Genomic DNA, 16881 nt, shown 5'->3' on the forward strand with positions numbered 1-16881 from the left:
GCGGGCAGGGGATTTGTATTGTCAATATGGCCCGAGGAGGAAGTACTATGAAATTTCAATGGTCACTTATATTAGGTTTATTCTTTGCACTGCTGACCGCTGTTTTCGCAGTCATGAACGTGGATACGGTACCGGTTAATTTCGGCTTCGACGTTGTCAGCATCCCGCTTATTCTGGTCATTCTTGGCTGCGCGCTGATCGGCGGCGTTGTTGTAGGTTCCTACGGGATTTTCCGCCAATATAAGCTGCAGAAGCAGATTAAAAGCTTGAACGCAGAGCTGACCAAGCTCCGTGATGCAGGCAATGCCATGGATTCTCTGAATGTCCCTAATGATGTCCTCTCTACAGAAGGATCAGCCCAGGTATAACCATACACCGAATAGGAGGAACACCCCTTGCTTAACATTCAGCCTAATGAAGAATATATCCTTACCCTGCTCAAAAAACTGCTCGACACTCCCAGTCCCAGCGGCTTCACCGCCCAGGTGATGACTCTTGTGGCCGAAGAAGCGGCTGCACTGAATATTCCGCTGAGCTGGAATGAGAAAGGCGGGGCGATCCTGACTGTTCCCGGACTTGATCCTTCGCGCACCATCGGGATCAGTGCCCATGTAGATACACTGGGCGCCATGGTCCGCTCCATTAAACCAAACGGCTCCCTGCGCTTAACCTCTGTCGGCGGATTCAGCATGCAGAGTATCGAGAATGAGTACTGCACGATTCATACGCGCAGCGGATTAACCTACACCGGTACAATCCTGAGCAGCCACCCTTCCGTGCATGTGTATGCCGATGCGCGCGATTTCAAACGCGTAGAAGAGAACATGGAAATTCGTATTGACGAAATGGTCTCGACCAAAGACGATGTGCTGAAGCTGGGCATTGCTGTGGGTGATTTCATTTCTTTTGACGCCCGTGCGGTATTGACGCCAAGCGGTTATGTGAAGTCCCGTCATCTCGATGACAAAGCCAGCGTAGCGGCCATCTTCGGCCTCCTGGAGAGCATCCGGCGCGAAGGCTGGAAGCCGCTCCATAACCTGTCCCTACTGATCTCCAATTACGAAGAAGTCGGACACGGCGCAGCCTGGATTCCAAGCGGGATTAACGAGATGATCGCAGTGGATATGGGCGCTATGGGTGATGATCTGAGCTGCAAGGAGACCGATGTCTCCATCTGTGCCAAAGACTCCTCCGGACCTTATGACTATGCCATGACCAGCAAGCTGATTGAGCTCGCGAACGGGCTGGCAATTCCTTTTGCGGTAGATATCTATCCGCAGTATGGCTCCGATGCTTCAGCGGCGCTGCGTGGCGGGAACAACATCCGGGCCGCGCTGATCGGTCCGGGCGTGCATGCCTCCCACTCTATGGAGCGTACACACAAGCAGGCCGTGCTGAATACGGCTAAGCTGCTTGCCGCTTATGTTGGGGCGCACTGAACTAGAGAAATGGCTGCGGGGTTCAAGGAGAGCTTAGGCTGTGCGGACTGAATCATGGAGACTTTGAAGGCTATTAGACATGCTGCGGAGTTTGCGGAGAGCTTAGGCTATGCGGACTGAATCATGGAGACTATGAAGGCTATTAGACATGCTGCGGAGTTTGCGGAGGGATGCTTGTGTCGGCGCGATTTGAGTTTGGGGGATGGCTGCAGAGTTTGCGGGGGCATCGCAGGTGGTGGATTGTGGTTACCACAGTTGTCCTGCTGGTGTTGTTTGCGGTCATCCTGGCTGCGCTTAGGCTGACGGATGATGATGAGCATGAGGTCTTTGACGGCCTCCCTCATAGTTACACCTATGCGGAGAGTTCAGACGAGATTCAGCTGCATATGATGGCGGTGAAGCCGGAGGACATTGTGCTGCGGCGCGCAGGGCAGCCGCTGCGACAGATTGCCGCCTATGGGATCAATGGCGGCTTCTTCTATGGCGATGACCTGCTGTCCATCGCCATCATGAACGACGTGCCGGTGAACGGCGCACCGCAGGGCTACGGCTCCGGCTGGTTCAACGCGAAGTACGAGCGTGGAACCCTGGTGTGGGATGGAGCCGCGGGAGCGTTCAGCGTACAGGTCGTTGCCTCCGGCGGCGACCTGGCGGTAAGTGACCGCGGCAATTACTGGGCGCAGGGCGGGATCAGCATGAACCTGCAGCATGAAGAGCTGTGGGCAGCTGCGGCGGCCGCAGAGCATCTTCCCTTTGAGGGCGAGCGGCGCCTGCGCTCCGGGCTGGTCTACGACCAGTCCGGCAAGCTGTGGCTGCTCGTCACGAATTCGCTCTGCACGGCGGCGGAGTTCCGCACCGCTGTGCAGCGGGCCGTCCCCGGCGAGGGACGGGAAGGGATCTTCCTCGACGGAGACGGTTCATCGCAGATGAACGCTGACGAGGTGGTGCTGACCGGCGACTCGCGGCCGGTCGTGCAGATGATTGCCATAGCGGGCGGGAAATAACCGGGGCCCGGGGGCTATACCCGGGCACTGACCTTCCTGCTCGCCACAGCGCTTAAACCTAAGCTATAACACCAAAGAGTGCTGTGCCAGTTCTATTCATAACTGGCACAGCACTCTTTCTGTTAACTGAATAAGATCAGCTGAACTAAGGAAAGTATCTGCGAGAGACACGTACACCTTTTTTCACTATAGAATAATAATTCCCGGGTGAAGAGGACTGAAAATTCGCTATTTGAGGCAGATCCAGCAGATTCGCTGTCCAAGCGGACTCAGAGGCCCTTATATGACCGATTATGCCTCATTTCGGGCTTAAATGAATAAGATAACGGAAACTCAGTCCGCTTCATCCCTCCAAAAGAGTATTTTTGAAGATATAGCGGCCTCTCAGTCCGCTTCACTCTCAGGTTTGAGCTATTAACAACTGATCCAACAGTAGAATGTAATGTTTTGAAATTTACCGGGATGGCACAAGTTCAATTTGCGGTGTATCCCCGTTCTTATAGACCGGAATGAGCTGCACGGGGCCTTTGCCAGAGTCAACTACAGCTATAGTCAGATTCTGTTCTGAAGCTTCCTCATGCCTCCGGGACAGCTTATTATCAGTTGAAATAGGGTGAGCTATAACTGGTGCAGAGCTATTATTGTAATATTTGAGCGCCTCTGCATTGTGTTCTATGTGATCATTGGTTTCATCGGGCACATCCGGCCTTCCGAAGAAGAAAACAGCAGAAACAAACATGACACTTAAGCCTATATCTCTCAGTCGTATGTTCATCATTCACACCTCCGCAAACAGTAAGATCGAAGCCACAATTATTCTATATTTAAGCACATATACACAAGAATATTCTACCATAAATTTACTATATAAGATGCACTTAAGATTTGAATTTGAAGCTTAGTCGTCACTGCGGTGAACCATTGGACTTCCGGCCGCTGCCCGCGCCCAGATTTCTTGATTATTACCGCTGTTCGCGGTGGATATCCGGTGACTGATTATGCTTCTTTCGCTAGTTGTTATTTTTAGTGCGTCTAATATAGTACATAGCTATTTCAGGGAAATCTAATGTTGTATTTCCGTCTAGAGCGCAAAAAGAAACCCGGCCTCTGAACTTCAGGTGCCGGGTTTCCTATTACGCGTTCATATCACCATACCTGCTCCAGCTTATCTGCATAGAACATAATAGCCTTACTGTAACTATGAATACCTGCATCGGCAGAGGTTTCGGACAACAGCTTAAGCAGCAGCTCCATCGCCTCTGCATGCGCACCCAGATTATGCAGTGTCATGGCGAGGAAAGCTTTGAACTCCGCACGATGCGGAAATTCAAGCACACCTTGCTCCAGTAGCTCCCGGGACTGTGAGTACGCCCCAAGCGTCCGGTACGTGCTTCCCAGTCCCAGCATTGCGCCTGCCTTCTGCTCCTCATCCGGAAGACCATGAGCAAGACTCTGCTCATAATAGGACACGGCCTCGCGTTCCATGCCGAGCACATCATGTGTCCAGGCCAGCTGATAGTACAGCTCGGCATTGCTGTCATCCGCTGACAGCAGCTGAAGCAGCATGACTCTCGCTTCCTCCGCTTGTCCGGAGGTCCGCAGCGCTATGGCAGCCTCAATTGTAATTGTCACTGGCAGCGTCCTCCTTCTTAAGATTTAACTCCCCTTCAAGTTACCGGCCAGTTGCTGAGAGACTGGCGGAGATACGACAATCGTCAATTCCCCACACTTGATCCGTTGCAGGCTAAATTGAAACTTCTTAGAGTTATGAAGCAGCAGCGCGGACATAAATGTTGTACGTTTTGCAACTTTGATTCATGAATAACCAGTTGTTCAGGAGGATTGTTGTACAAAATACAAGAATAATCCTGCCAAGCCGCTTGAAAAAGTTGTAATCCTGCCTTTTATACAACAATCGGGGATTTGGGCCGATAAAATGAGGGAAATGTTGTATTTTGGGCAGGATTGTATATCGCAACGAAGGAGAGCAGCAGAGATAGGTTTGTCACAACCTCAACCCAGCCCCGCAGCGCTGCAAAACTCACGCCTTACCCGCGATCTTCTCCGCCAGCTCATTCAGATACGTCCAGCGCTCCATCAGGCGCTCCAACTCCGCTTCGGCCTGCCGCTGCTTATCCACTAGCTCCTGCAGCTTACCGGAGTCGGCAAAGGCCGCCTCCATCTGTGCCGAGATATCTACGAGATGCTGCTCGGCCTGTTCGATGGCTTCGTCAATCCCTTCGTATTCCTTCTGCTCCTTGAAGGTGAATTTCAGCTTCTCACGGAACGGCGCGGCAGTCGTTGCATTCCCGCTCTGCTCAACAGCGGCAGCGCTGCGGCCGCCGGAGCCTTCTGACTTGCCGGAGCCTCCGCCGCTGGACGGCACGTTCTTCGCCAGCCATTCCTCATACTCACTATAATCCCCGACATGCAGCCGGATTGATCCGTCCTCGAAGGCAATCAGCTTATCTATGGTACGGTCCAGGAAGTAACGGTCATGCGATACGGTAAAGACTACGCCGGGGAATTCATCCAGATAGTCCTCCAGCACGGCCAGTGTTCCGATATCCAGATCATTCGTCGGCTCATCCAGCAGCAGTACATTCGGCGCTCCCATAAGCACGCGCAGCAGGTAGAGGCGTCTCTTCTCGCCCCCGGAGAGCTTGGAGATCGGGGTCCACTGCATCGCCGGCGGGAACAGGAACCGTTCCAGCATCTGCCCGGCGGTGATGACACTGCCATCGGCAGTCTTGATTATTTCCGCTTCTTCCTTCACATACTCAATTGCGCGCATGCTGAGATCCATATCCTGATGCTCCTGGGTGAAATAGCCGAGCTTCACGGTTGTCCCCAGCTGAACCTCGCCGCTGTCCGGCGTAAGCTTGCCGGCGATCAGATTGAGCAGCGTTGACTTGCCGCTGCCGTTCTTGCCGACAATGCCCACCCGGTCCTGTGGCACCGCGATATAGGTCAGGTCTTTGATCAATGTCCGGCCGTCCATGGACTTCGTGAGATCCTGGATCTCGATGATTTTGCGGCCCAGCCTGGTGGAGGCCACGGAAATATCCATCGAGGCTGATGAAGCGCCGCCTGTACTCTCCTTCAGCTTCTCGAAGCGGTCGATTCGCGCCTTCTGCTTCGTGGAGCGTGCCTTGGCTCCGCGGCGGATCCACGCCAGCTCGGTGCGCAGCAGATTCTTGCGCTTCTGCTCCGCCGAGGCTTCGCGCTCTTCGCGGTCAGCCTTCAGCTCCAGGAAGCGGGAGTAGTTCGCTTCATAGCGGTACAGGCTCCCTCCGTCCAGTTCCAGCATTACGCTGGCTACGCGCTCCAGGAAATAACGGTCATGCGTAACCATCAGCAGCGCCCCGCGCCGTTTCTGCAAATATTGCTCCAGCCAGGCTACGGAATCCGTATCGATATGGTTGGTAGGCTCATCCAGAATCAGCAGCTCTGAAGGCGTGATCAGCGCTGCGGCAAGCGCTACACGCTTGCGTTGGCCGCCGGAGAGGTTCTCCATCAGGGCATCAAATTGTGTAATTCCAAGCTTGGTCAGAACAATCTTGGCTTCGCTCTCCAGCTGCCAGGAGCCGGCGGCATCAATGGCCTGCCCGATCCGCACAAGTCTGGCTTCCAGCCCGGAATCACCCGGCTTCTGCTCCAACAGAGACATAATCTCCATGTACTCCCGCATCGTAGCCAGCTCCGGATCATCTCCGGCAAACACCTGCTGCAGCACGGTATTACCAGGCTCATACGGCGGATTCTGCGCCAGATACTGTACACGCACGTCATTGCCGATGGCAATCTGTCCGGCGTCCGGTGTATCCAGCCCGGCGATAATCTTCAGAAAGGTCGATTTACCCGTTCCGTTGACACCAATGACGCCAATCTTGTCCCTGTCGTCCATGCCAAAGGATGCATCAAGGAATAATGTTTTCTCCCCGTAACTCTTGGAGAGGTGTTCCACGGTCATAATATTCATCAGTTGTCCTCGCTTGCCTTATATTTATAAACCAGGTCTGGCAGTATCTCTTAGGATTATTCAGACGGAAGGTCACCGAGTGCCGAATTCAAGTTGCCCAGCGCCCCTGTGATGAAGAGGTTCGCAGCAAACTTTGCCCGCTTATACGCATCTTCTTCCGCAAAGCCGGGGTTAAACAGGATATCCATCTTCAGACGGTCCAGCATACCGATATAAGACTGCGCCATCAATTCCGGCTCAGATGCCCCGCCTTCCAGCAGAACCTTCACTACCGCCTGCATATAGGCTTCCATGAACTGCGCCATATAGTCTACCAGCTCAGGATTATTATTGGGTGCGCGGAAGAACAGCTTCGTATGCTGCTTGCGTTCATAATAATAGAACAGATGGTGCTCGGCAATAACGGAGAGCTTATCCGCCAGTCTGGAGCAGGTGCCCAGCTTGCCTTCAAGCTGCTCCAGGAACCCTTCACAATCCCGGCGGGTAACCGCCATGAACAGCTCTTCTTTGCTTTCAAAATATAAATAGACCGTGCCCTTGGCAATTCCGGCACGCTCTGCCACTTCCGACATCTTCGTTTCGTAGAAGCCGCCTGAACCGAAAAGCTCGTAAGCGGCATCCAGAATAGCTGCATGTTTGTGTACGGATGCGCTGCTCAACGGTTCACCTCCCAACCTTGTATAATAAAATTGTAGCCGGATAACGTAACTAAGGCCCGCCTATCTCCTATCCCGCTCCTATGTAGCTGGCCAGCAGGGCCACCACGCCGCCTATAATTGAACTTACAGCATTCACGGTATCATTGTCCATCCAGCGCCAGCCCCGGGCGTACACGGTCGGCTTACCGCAGTGCATCGAGGCTTCCACCTCGCGGCCGCAGACCGTGCAGCGGTTCATCCGCTGCACGGTTGCCCCCAGCACCGAGTCGGCAAAAGCTCCGGCAAGTCCGCCCAGCAGTCCGGCAAGCGCCAGCGTCAGCAGAGAATGCGGCGGCATGCCGGAGGCTGCCCGCAGCAGCCAGGAGGCTGCGCCGATCAGCGCACCCCCGGCAGCGGCGGCCAGCGTGCCCGGCAGCGATACACCGCCGGAGGTGCCCGCCTGCAGCACCTTCCCGGTCAGTACAGACCGGGGAGGCCGCTTAGCGAGCGTCCCAATCTCTGTTGCCCATGTATCGGAGGTCACGGTAGCCATGACTCCGATAAACAGAAAGCCCCAGATTTCCAGCGGATAAATCGCGTTAAGCAGCACCAGCAGCATGCCAAGTCCGCCGTTGGCGAAGACCTGGCCGGCATCCCGGCGCCCTGTCTTATCATAGGTGGCCTCAAGCTCGGCCTTATTCTCATGATGAAGCTTCGACAGCAGGCTGGAGGAGATGAAGAACAGCAGCAGAATGCCGAACCAGAAGGCATTGCCTGCCCCAAAGTAGATCGTCCCCATCACAATCGCCGCCAGCATGCCCGAGAGGCTCAGCGACTGCTTCCAGTAAGCGGCCCCGGCGACCAGCAGCGCACCGCAGGCCCCGATCAGCCATTGCAGCACTTCAAGTCCTGATAGCATCGCCTTAACCGATCAGGCAGGTGCCCATTAGCGTATCGCCCCAGAACAGCTCGAACGAATCGCCGGGCACTACAGGTCCCACGCCAGCAGGAGTTCCGGTGAAGATGATATCATCCTTGCCGAGCCCGTAGCGGGAGGCAATGAATTCAACAATTTTTTGCAGCGAGAAAATCATGTTCTGCACGTTCCCGCGCTGGACCTCAATTCCGTTCTTGCGGACGGTGAAATCCGTTGCTTCCAGCTCCTCCTGCTCCGGAAATGCAATGTAGGGAGTCAGCGGAGCCGCATTCTTGAAGCCCTTGGCTGGTGTCCAGGGCAGGCCTTTTTTCTGCAGATCATTATGCACATCACGGAGCGTGAAGTCGAGGCCCAGCGCCATCACATCCACCAATTCCTCCACACTCATCCCCGGTACGTAATCACGCGCAATACGCAGCACCAGCTCACCTTCATAATGGATCAGTCCCGCATCTTTGGGCAGATGGATGATCGCTTTATCAAGCGCAACAGCAGCATGCGACGGCTTCAGGAAGATCAGCGGCTCGGCCGGCACCTGATTGCCGAGTTCCTCCGCATGTAATTTATAATTGCGTCCCACACAGTACACATTATTGACCGCTCTACTCATTGATCGTTCAGCTCACTTTCTTCTCAGATTATTAGAATGAATAGATCGTTTAAATGGATTAGTCTATATCCTAAGTCAGGCCTGCAGAAAGATATCGCCCCAAATATCCGGGCGGTTCGTACAGATCATGATATCCGAATGCATGGCGGATAAGCGCCGCATCTCCTTACCTTTATTCACTGTCCAGGCCATGATCTTCACGCCCCGTTCAGCCAGGGATTTCGCCAGAACCGGGCTAAGCCGGTCGGAGCTGATGGATAAGAAGGAGCAGCCCAGCTCGTTCAGCTTTTTGGCCGGATCGCCGGACCTGGAATCATAGATCAGACCGGTACGGAACCGCGGGTCCAGCTCCTTAATCCGCTGCAGCACACCGGCGTCGAAGGAGGTCAGCACCACATCCTCGCGCATTCCCATGGTATTCACCAGATCGATGACCGCTTGCTCAAGGCCAGGGTACATCTCCCCGCTGGTCTTCAGCTCAATGTTAAGCCGCAGTCTGCCGGACGCCAGGCTGAGCACTTCTTCCAGGGAGGGCACCCGTTCTCCGCGAAAAGCACGCCCTTTCCAGCTCCCCGCATCCAGACGCCGTATATGTTCATAATCCATGTTCTTCACCTTGCCGTGTCCATTGGTCGTGCGGTCCAGCGAATAATCATGGATGACCACAGGCACGCCGTCCTTCGTCAGCTGCACATCAATCTCCATCCACCGCACAAAAGGCAGGGCTATCGCCATCCGGACGGCCGCCAGCGTATTCTCGGGGGCTTTGCCGGAAAATCCGCGGTGGGCGACACACATGTTATTCATCATCATTGGCACCTCCAGCAGAAGTAGGATTTATTGGGCCGACTGCACAACGGTACCATCATTGCGGATCTTGACCAGACCGGAAGATAAGGATTCCACCTTATGCAGCAAAAGCTGTCCATCCGCCTCATTCATCGGCACCGGTTGTCCAAGCTCAGCATCCATCGGACTCAGCTTAAGGGAACATTGTCCCTCCTTGCTGCATTCCGCCTGGAATACAGCCGTCTCCCAGGTTGCCGGAAGACTGGAACGTGTGAAGATAAAGTTGCCTGTGCTGTAGGCAATCCATTTCCCTTTGTAAGGCTCAATCCCCTGCAGCACATGCGGATGTCCGCCCATCACCAGATCGGCTCCCGCATCGATAAAGCTATGCCCCAGCGTCTGCTGGGTCTTGTCATATTGCTCCATCCGCTCCTTGCCCCAATGGACAACGACTACGACAAGATCGGCTTGTTGCTTGGCAGCGGCAATGGCCTTGAGTGCTTCTGCGCTGTCATAGACAGAGGCGAGGCCCGGCTTGCCTGCTTCGGCCTTCCATTCGATCACCGGCATCACCCGTGTGAACCCGAGCAGGGCTATCCTGATACCCTGCCGCTCAAAATACTGCGCAGAGTAAGCTTCCTTGCTGTTCTTCCCTGCTCCGACATAGGGAATGCCCCGCTTGCTCAGGTGCTTCAGGGTATCCAGCAAGCCCTCTTCCCCCTGATCCAGCGTGTGGTTATTAGCCAGATTGACCGCATCTACGCCAGCTGATTTCAGTGCATCCAGCGCTTCGGGAGCACCCTTGAATACAAACTGCTTGTTCGCGGCACCTACACCGCCAGTAGTGATCGGCGTCTCCAGGTTGACCACGGTCAGATCATCCTTTTTGAACATCCCGTCAAGTGCACTGTAAGAATAATCGTACCCTTTCTTCTGCAGCAGCTCCGCTACCTTACCGGCAAAGATAACATCTCCGGCAAAATTCAGCTTCACCGTACCGCCGGAAGAGTTCTCCGGCAAGCCTGATATCAGGCCGCCAGGATTTCCCGTTGTCGCTTGGGGTTCAGCCGTTGCCGCTTCCTTAACCGTTGGAACAGGCGTAATCACGGCTTCCGCAGTCTCCGTAGGCAGCGCAGTGGCCTCCGGTGTTGCATCTGGTGTTGGCTCCGGACTGGCTGTAGCCTCTGCTGTAGGTGCCACCTCCACAGGAGCTGCCGCTGTTGCAGAAGCTTCAGGCGAAGGTGACGGCTCAGTCACTGCTACCGGAGGAGCTGAACTCTCCTTATCTTTGTTATCCATGAAAGAATAGGCCAGCAGGCCAGTTATCATCAGAAGCAACACTACATTAAACCATGCCCAGACCGTTCTGCGCCTCTTTTTGCTGCTATGTTTCTTGCTCTGTCTACTGCGTGACCTCGGCGGATACATGAGTACTGGTAATCTCCTTTACCCTTAAAGTGTTTCTATTATAGCATATCTCTTCCGTGTCGCTCCAAAGTTACCCATAGTCTTCCCGCCCCGCGGAGCGTGGCCTTGGCTTCAATGATTATTCCGGCACTTTATAAATTCCCCAATAAAAAAAGGGTGAAGCGCCACTGCTCCGCTCCACCGCTTCCGTTATACCGTTACAGCCGCCGGTTGTTCCGGCAGCTTCTCTAAATGGGCTGCAGCAGTCTCAGCCGTAAGCTTCGCCTGCTTAATGCAGTCCGGCATGCCGATGCCGTCATAGCCGGCGCCAAAAGCATACACACCCGGCAGCTTCTCCTCCAGCTCACTTCGCAGGCCGGCGATCCGGCCGGGATGGCCTACCGGATATTGCGGCATGGAATGCCTGAGCCGGGTAATCTCGGTGAACAGGGGAGCTGCAGAGATCCCCATAATTTCCTTCAGGTCTTTGCGCACCAGTTCAGCCAGCGCCTCATCCGGCAGGTCTACATTCTGTTCATCCCCCGACCGTCCGACGTAACAGCGCAGCAGTACCTTATCATCCGGGCTGGTATGCAGCCATTTCGTAGAAGTCCAGGTACAGGCCGTGATGTTCCGCCCTTCTTTGCGGGGGACCAGGAATCCGGATCCGTCATATTCGGTAACGATATCCTTCTTGGTAAACGCCATAACCACATTAGCCACTGACACATAATTGACAGCATCCAGCGCGGATACATCCACATGCGGACGCAGCAGCTCTGCGGCAGCGAAATTCTGTACGGTTACATAGATATCATCAGCTTGCAGCAGTTCACCGTTGTCCAGCTCCACCTCATAGCGCGGTGCAGCAGAGGCCTCTGCGGATACCCCCGCCCCGCTCCGTACTTTGATGGACACCGCTCCCGTTCCGGTCCGCTGCTGGGCATCCTGCAGATCATGGATCAGGGCATGCACCAGGCTCTGCAGCCCCTGACGGAAAGTCAGGAACGCGCTTTTCTTGGTTCCGGTATGGGTCTCCGCCGGCTTCCTGCCGGTCGTCATCCCGCGGATCAGACTGCCGTACTGGCGCTCGACCTCGCCGAACTGCGGAAAAGTAGCCTGGAGGCTGATCTTGCGCATGTCCCCGGCATAAATACCGGCGAGCAGGGGCTCGGTCATATTCTCCAGCACCTCTGTACCCAGACGCCGCTCGATCAGGTCACCGAGCGATTCATCCTCGGAGCTGCGGCGCGGCGGAAGTACGAAATCCATCATCGCCCGCATTTTACCGCCGAAGGAGACGAGTCCGCTCTTCAGAAACGGCTTCAGCTCTGTAGGAATCCCCAGAACAAGCCCTGCGGGCATCGGGTGGAGCTTGCCTCGCTGCAATATGTAAGTCTTCTTGGCATTCGGATTCGTGGTCACCAGCTCGTGATCCAGCTCCAGCTCTCTGGCCAGATCAACCATGGCTGTTTTGCGGGCCAGGAAGGAGTCCGGGCCTTTCTCAATGACAAAGCCGTCACGGTGCAGGGTCTCGATTTTGCCGCCAAGGCATTTATCCTTCTCAATCAATATAATTTCCGTCTGAACCCCGGCTTCCCGGTAAAACTTGCGGACGTAGTAAGCGGTACTGAGGCCGCTGAGGCCTCCGCCGATAATTACTACCTTGCGCGGTGAACCACTCATGATTGCTTCACCTGTAACTGTCCGGCCTTCGTACGCACCACATCGCTAAGCACAGACATATACGCCGGATCGCTGTTCAATGAATCAATCCGCAGCAGCCGCATATCCAGCTCTGAAGCCAAGGCCTGCGCCTCGATATCCAGATCGTACAGGACCTCTAAGTGGTCAGACACGAAGCCAATGGGAGCAGACAGCACATATTTCACCTGAGCTTCGGCCAGCTCACGCATCGTATCCAGAATATCCGGACCCAGCCACGGCTCTGCAGTTCTGCCCGCGCTCTGCCAGGTGAACTGCCAGGACTCCACACCTGCCTGATCGGCAATGGCTTTGGAGGTTTCCAGCAGCTGGTCACGGTACGGATCGCCCATAGCCAGAATGCGTTCCGGCAGGCTGTGTGCGCTGAACAGTACACGTACTTCATCCCTCGCAGCTCCGGTTTCCTCGAATTCATCCAGCTTCGCAGTCACCCGGCGGCTAAGCACATCGATCAGCTCCGGATGCATATGGTAACTCTCGACAAATTCCATATTAATTCCGCAGGCATCCGCTTTATCCTTGGCCCGCTTGATATAGGTTCCAACGCTCATCACCGAGTAATGAGGGGCCAGCACAATGCCTATCGCCTGGGTAATCCCATCCCGGACCATCGCCTCCACACCATCTTCAATGAAAGGTCTGGCATGCTTCAGCCCCTGGTAGCAGACATACTGAATCTGCCCGCTGTTCAGCTTGGCCTGCAGGGCCTCCACCTGGCGGTCTGTATTCTCCCTGAGCGGGAACACGCCTCCTACAATGGCTTCGTAGCGGTCCTTCAGCTCTTTCAGCTGTTCAGCGGAAGGTGCATTGCCTCTGCGGATATGCGTGTAATACGCCTCCACATCCTCCAGACTTTCAGGCGTGCCGTACGACATCACGAGTACTCCAATTTTGGTGGTCACGGTTTCCATCCCCTTTTACGAATAATGTCCTGCGCCTGCTCATTTCACAATTCCATTATGCTCATAAAAAACAAAGAGAGCAGCAATTGCTGCTATCTCATGTACCTTGCTTTAATTACGCGAGCGGTCCTGCTGCCTGTTTCAATGCCGCTGCCGAATACTCATGTACATAATCCGTTAATTCCTTAAGTGTGTCCAATGAAGCTTCAGGAAATAATCCATGGCCCAGATTAAAAATATAACCCGGCTGTCTGATGCCTTCATCGATCAGTTCTTTAGCCCGTTCTTTCAATACGTCCATTGGTGCGGTCAGCAGATAAGGATCCAGATTGCCTTGAATCGCGAATCCTCCGCCCGTTCTGCGTCTGCCTTCGGTCAGGCTTACACGCCAGTCCAGTCCGATCACATCGGCCTGCAGCCTGGCCAGGCTGGGGAGCAGCTCCCCTGAGCTGACACCGGGGAAATAAATCTTCGGAACGTCCAGATCAGACAGCTCGGCAAAAATCCGGGTGATTGTCGGCAGCACATATGCTTCGAAATCACGCGGGGCCAGCGCGCCAACCCAGCTGTCGAACAGCTGGAACGCCTTGCCGCCGCTTGCGACATGGGCGCGAAGATATGCGATAACCATATCGCCCAGCTTCTCCATCAGCTTCTCCCACACGCGGGGCTGGCTGAACATCATTTCCTTGGTGCGGTGATAGCTCTTGGAGGGTCTGCCTTCAATCAGATAGCTGGCGATGGTGAAAGGTGCTCCTGCAAAAGTGATCAGCGGCACGTCCAGCTCTTTGTCGAGGAGGGCAATCGTCTCCAGAATGTGGCCCAGATCCCCTTCCACATCAATCGGCTTCAGCCGGTCGACATCCGCCGACGAGCGGATCGGATTCTCAATGACCGGGCCGATATTCTTCACGATGTCGAAGTCCACGCCAAGGGAAGCTACAGGATTCATAATGTCGGAATACAGGATGGCCGCGTCCACACCCAGCTTGCGCACAGGCATCAAGGTTACTTCAGCTGCAAGCTCCGGCTGTCTGCAGATCTCCAGCAGCGAGTATTTCTCCTTGATTTTACGGTACTCGGGATCATAACGGCCGGCCTGCCGCATGTACCATACGGGAACGTGCTCCGTGCTCTGCTGTCTGCAGGCGCGGATAAAAGTGTCGTTGTAGGTCATGATAAGATCTCCATTAGATTTGATAGTATATTTAGAAAACACATATCATTATTATGCCCCTTTTGCCAGCGGGTAACAACCGCTTCACCCTTAAGGGAATGACAATCCCATGACATTACTATGACAAGTGTTGCACTGCACGGCTAAAAAACTATGATATACTGATATAATGTCAATTTTTCGTGAACTATTTATCTTTGAATCCCCTGAAAGGAAGTGAAAGCACTTTGAAGAATTGGGAGACCTGGAAAGTCAACCTCATGGTGCTTTGGTTTGGCCAGTTTCTGGTGAATGCCGGCATGACTATGATTACCCCTTTTCTGTCCCTTTATCTCGCTAAAGACCTGGGTGTGACCGGAGATCACGCGATAGGGATGTGGGCCGGACTTATTTTTGCCGCAAACTTCTTGACCTCGTTCATCTTTCAGCCCCTGTGGGGCAAGCTTGCCGACAAATACGGCCGCAAAATCATGCTGCTGCGCTCCAGCTTCGGTATGGCAATTGTCATCGTGCTGATGGGCTTCGCGCAGTCCCCGATGCAGCTGCTGCTGCTCCGCCTGCTAAACGGAACCATCTCCGGCTTCAATCCCGCCTCCATCGCATTGGTCTCGGGAACCACCCCGAAGCCGCGTATGGGCTTCGCGATGGGACTGATGCAGTCCGGCGCTGTAGCGGGTACAATTCTCGGTCCGCTGATCGGCGGCTTGCTGGCGGATTGGATCGGGTTCCGCCCGATCTTTTATGTCGTGGGTGCGCTCTTGTTCGTCGCCTCCCTGCTGGCGTTATTCCTGGTCAAGGAGAAATTCGACCGGGTGGAAGCTGCGCAGGTGCCGCAGGTCTCTGTGCTCGAAGGCTTCAAGGAGCTGGCTAAGGTTCCGCAGCTGCCGGCACTGTTCGGCGTAACGTTCCTGCTGCAGTTCGCCATGATCAGCCCGATGTCGCTGCTGCCGCTCTACGTGGAGAAGCTGCACGGCTCCGCTGTGAATATTGCCTTCTGGGCAGGCATGGTCAGTGCCGTCACCGGTATTTCGAACATGCTGGCTTCTCCGCTGCTCGGCAAGCTCAGCGACAAGGTCGGCGCCCACCGGATACTGACCTATGCGCTGATTGGCGCGGCGCTGTTCCTTATCCCGCAGGCCTTCGTGACCAGCGTGTGGCAGCTGATCCTCGTCCGCTTCCTGATGGGTGTCTTCATGGGCGGCCTGCTGCCGAGCGTCAACGCCCTCATCCGCTCCTATACGCCCGACGGCAAGGAGAGCCGGGCCTTCGGCTTCAACAGCAGCACACTGGCACTCGGCAATATGCTGGGCGCGGTCATCGGCGGCTTCCTGTCCGGATATATCGGGATCGAAGGGCTGTTCATCATCTCCGGCGCGTTCCTGCTGATTAATACGGTCTGGGTAAGGCTCAAGTTATACAAGAAGACAGAACCCCGGTTGTTCCGTTAGCAGGCTTTGGTATGCGTGGAGCATATGGGCTCAGCCTGCAGAGGACAAGCTATTTAACCATCGCCAAGGCTAGTCCGTCGTAGGCCGGCAGCAGTGTGCTGGTCAGGCGGGGATCGCCGGCAATCATCTCATTGAAGCGGCGAATCGCCTGAACGGCAGGTCCGTTCTTCTCTGTATTCAGCGTGCGGCCGCGCAAGAAAATGTTGTCACCGGCAATAATTGCGCCCGGGGAAGCGAGCCGGATCGCATATTCCAGATAATTCGGATAGTTCTCCTTGTCGGCATCGATGAAGAAGAAATCATACTTTTGGCCCTGCGCTTCGAGCAGCTTCAGGCTGTCCAGCGCGGGGCCGATTTTGTATTCTACCGCGTCCCCGAAGCCCGCCTGCTCCAGATGGCTGTGGGCAAGCTTGGCATAGTCAGCCTTAAGCTCCAGGGAAGTCAGGCTGCCGCTCTGCGTTAAACCACGGCACAGGGAGATTCCGCTGTAGCCGCCCAGCGCACCAATCTCCAGTATCCGGGTGGCGCGGGAAAGGGTAACCAGCATTGTCAGCAGTCTGCCGTAGCCTGGAGCGATGGACACCTCCGGCATTCCGTTTGCTGCGATGGCCTGTTTGACTTTTAATAGTAATTCATCCTCTGTATATAGCTGTTCACTGTATTCTTCCTGATTCTGCATATGTATTCTCCTTCAAATTTCATTTTGTGTAGCGTGAACGGGCATTGTGTAGATCTCTTCATTACCCTATACTGATATCTGAACGTTCTAATGGTTCACATTCACATGGAGAGCAAGCTTCTCTTATTGTACTGGCTTTGCGTA

Annotated in this window: 16 protein-coding genes; 4 read left to right on the forward strand and 12 right to left on the reverse strand. The window is 54.7% G+C overall.

What is annotated here, in order from left to right; genetic code table 11:
• Positions 1-47 precede the first annotated feature (47 nt).
• The 3 genes from MHI42_RS08310 (at position 48) to MHI42_RS08320 (ending at position 2443) form a co-directional block, all read left to right on the forward strand.
• Positions 48-368 (forward strand): lipopolysaccharide assembly protein LapA domain-containing protein, encoded by a 321-nt coding sequence (locus tag MHI42_RS08310; protein ID WP_342423455.1) that lies wholly within the window; start codon positions 48-50, stop codon positions 366-368.
• 27 nt (positions 369-395) lie between these two features.
• Positions 396-1439, forward strand: a complete 1044-nt coding sequence (locus MHI42_RS08315) for a M42 family metallopeptidase (protein WP_171718446.1) — start codon at positions 396-398, stop codon at positions 1437-1439.
• Positions 1440-1681: 242 nt separating this feature from the next.
• Positions 1682-2443: a hypothetical protein gene (locus tag MHI42_RS08320; protein ID WP_342423456.1), complete on the forward strand. Its 762-nt coding sequence runs from the start codon at positions 1682-1684 to the stop codon at positions 2441-2443.
• 454 nt (positions 2444-2897) lie between these two features.
• On the opposite strand, the gene MHI42_RS08325 is transcribed toward MHI42_RS08320, so the two are convergent.
• The 11 genes from MHI42_RS08325 to hemE all read right to left on the reverse strand — a co-directional run bounded on the left by MHI42_RS08325 (position 2898) and on the right by hemE (position 14610).
• Complete coding sequence (locus MHI42_RS08325) at positions 2898-3221, reverse strand: hypothetical protein (RefSeq protein WP_342423457.1); 324 nt, start codon at positions 3219-3221, stop codon at positions 2898-2900.
• Between the two features lie 368 nt (positions 3222-3589).
• Entirely contained in the window at positions 3590-4075 is a 486-nt protein-coding gene (locus MHI42_RS08330; protein WP_342423458.1) for a tetratricopeptide repeat protein, read from the reverse strand.
• A gap of 409 nt (positions 4076-4484) precedes the next feature.
• Positions 4485-6425 (reverse strand): ABC-F family ATP-binding cassette domain-containing protein, encoded by a 1941-nt coding sequence (locus MHI42_RS08335; RefSeq protein WP_342423459.1) that lies wholly within the window; start codon positions 6423-6425, stop codon positions 4485-4487.
• Between the two features lie 56 nt (positions 6426-6481).
• A complete protein-coding gene (locus MHI42_RS08340) occupies positions 6482-7084 on the reverse strand; it encodes a TetR/AcrR family transcriptional regulator (RefSeq protein ID WP_342423460.1) in 603 nt (200 codons plus the stop codon).
• Between the two features lie 67 nt (positions 7085-7151).
• Positions 7152-7961, reverse strand: a complete 810-nt coding sequence (locus MHI42_RS08345; RefSeq protein WP_342424702.1) for a DUF92 domain-containing protein — start codon at positions 7959-7961, stop codon at positions 7152-7154.
• Between the two features lie 25 nt (positions 7962-7986).
• Complete coding sequence (locus MHI42_RS08350; RefSeq protein ID WP_039310261.1) at positions 7987-8610, reverse strand: fumarylacetoacetate hydrolase family protein; 624 nt, start codon at positions 8608-8610, stop codon at positions 7987-7989.
• Positions 8611-8685: 75 nt separating this feature from the next.
• Entirely contained in the window at positions 8686-9417 is a 732-nt protein-coding gene (locus MHI42_RS08355) for a glycerophosphodiester phosphodiesterase family protein (RefSeq protein WP_342424703.1), read from the reverse strand.
• A 30-nt stretch (positions 9418-9447) separates the two neighbouring features.
• On the reverse strand, positions 9448-10698 hold the full coding sequence (locus MHI42_RS08360) for a CapA family protein (protein ID WP_342423461.1): 1251 nt from the start codon (positions 10696-10698) through the stop codon (positions 9448-9450).
• 318 nt (positions 10699-11016) lie between these two features.
• Positions 11017-12492, reverse strand: coding sequence for a protoporphyrinogen oxidase (gene hemG / locus MHI42_RS08365; RefSeq protein ID WP_342423462.1), 1476 nt, complete (start codon positions 12490-12492; stop codon positions 11017-11019).
• Positions 12489-13433 (reverse strand): ferrochelatase, encoded by a 945-nt coding sequence (hemH, locus tag MHI42_RS08370; protein WP_340987909.1) that lies wholly within the window; start codon positions 13431-13433, stop codon positions 12489-12491. Before hemH ends, hemG begins: the two co-directional genes overlap by 4 nt.
• A gap of 115 nt (positions 13434-13548) precedes the next feature.
• Positions 13549-14610 carry a uroporphyrinogen decarboxylase gene (gene hemE, locus MHI42_RS08375; protein ID WP_342423463.1) on the reverse strand — a complete coding sequence of 354 codons (1062 nt, stop codon included), beginning with the start codon at positions 14608-14610 and terminating at the stop codon, positions 13549-13551.
• A 227-nt stretch (positions 14611-14837) separates the two neighbouring features.
• Between hemE and MHI42_RS08380 the strand changes: the two genes are divergently transcribed.
• Positions 14838-16058 carry an MFS transporter gene (locus MHI42_RS08380; RefSeq protein ID WP_042135690.1) on the forward strand — a complete coding sequence of 407 codons (1221 nt, stop codon included), beginning with the start codon at positions 14838-14840 and terminating at the stop codon, positions 16056-16058.
• A 49-nt stretch (positions 16059-16107) separates the two neighbouring features.
• Here the strand turns inward: MHI42_RS08380 and MHI42_RS08385 are convergent, their stop codons facing one another.
• Positions 16108-16737: an O-methyltransferase gene (locus MHI42_RS08385; RefSeq protein WP_342423464.1), complete on the reverse strand. Its 630-nt coding sequence runs from the start codon at positions 16735-16737 to the stop codon at positions 16108-16110.
• Between the last annotated feature and the right edge of the window lie 144 nt (positions 16738-16881).

Source organism: Paenibacillus sp. FSL E2-0178, assembly GCF_038593005.1.
Lineage (GTDB): Bacteria > Bacillota > Bacilli > Paenibacillales > Paenibacillaceae > Paenibacillus_AQ > Paenibacillus_AQ phytohabitans.

Excerpts from the sequence above, each read along its gene's own strand:
- MHI42_RS08310 (WP_342423455.1), top strand. The coding sequence starts at position 48 with ATGAAATTTCAATGGTCACTTATATTAGGTTTATTCTTTGCACTGCTG.
- MHI42_RS08325 (WP_342423457.1), bottom strand. The coding sequence starts at position 3,221 with ATGATGAACATACGACTGAGAGATATAGGCTTAAGTGTCATGTTTGTT.
- MHI42_RS08335 (WP_342423459.1), bottom strand. The coding sequence starts at position 6,425 with ATGAATATTATGACCGTGGAACACCTCTCCAAGAGTTACGGGGAGAAA.
- MHI42_RS08350 (WP_039310261.1), bottom strand. The coding sequence starts at position 8,610 with ATGAGTAGAGCGGTCAATAATGTGTACTGTGTGGGACGCAATTATAAA.
- MHI42_RS08355 (WP_342424703.1), bottom strand. The coding sequence starts at position 9,417 with ATGAATAACATGTGTGTCGCCCACCGCGGATTTTCCGGCAAAGCCCCC.
- MHI42_RS08360 (WP_342423461.1), bottom strand. The coding sequence starts at position 10,698 with ATGGATAACAAAGATAAGGAGAGTTCAGCTCCTCCGGTAGCAGTGACT.
- hemG (WP_342423462.1), bottom strand. The coding sequence starts at position 12,492 with ATGAGTGGTTCACCGCGCAAGGTAGTAATTATCGGCGGAGGCCTCAGC.
- hemE (WP_342423463.1), bottom strand. The coding sequence starts at position 14,610 with ATGACCTACAACGACACTTTTATCCGCGCCTGCAGACAGCAGAGCACG.
- MHI42_RS08385 (WP_342423464.1), bottom strand. The coding sequence starts at position 16,737 with ATGCAGAATCAGGAAGAATACAGTGAACAGCTATATACAGAGGATGAA.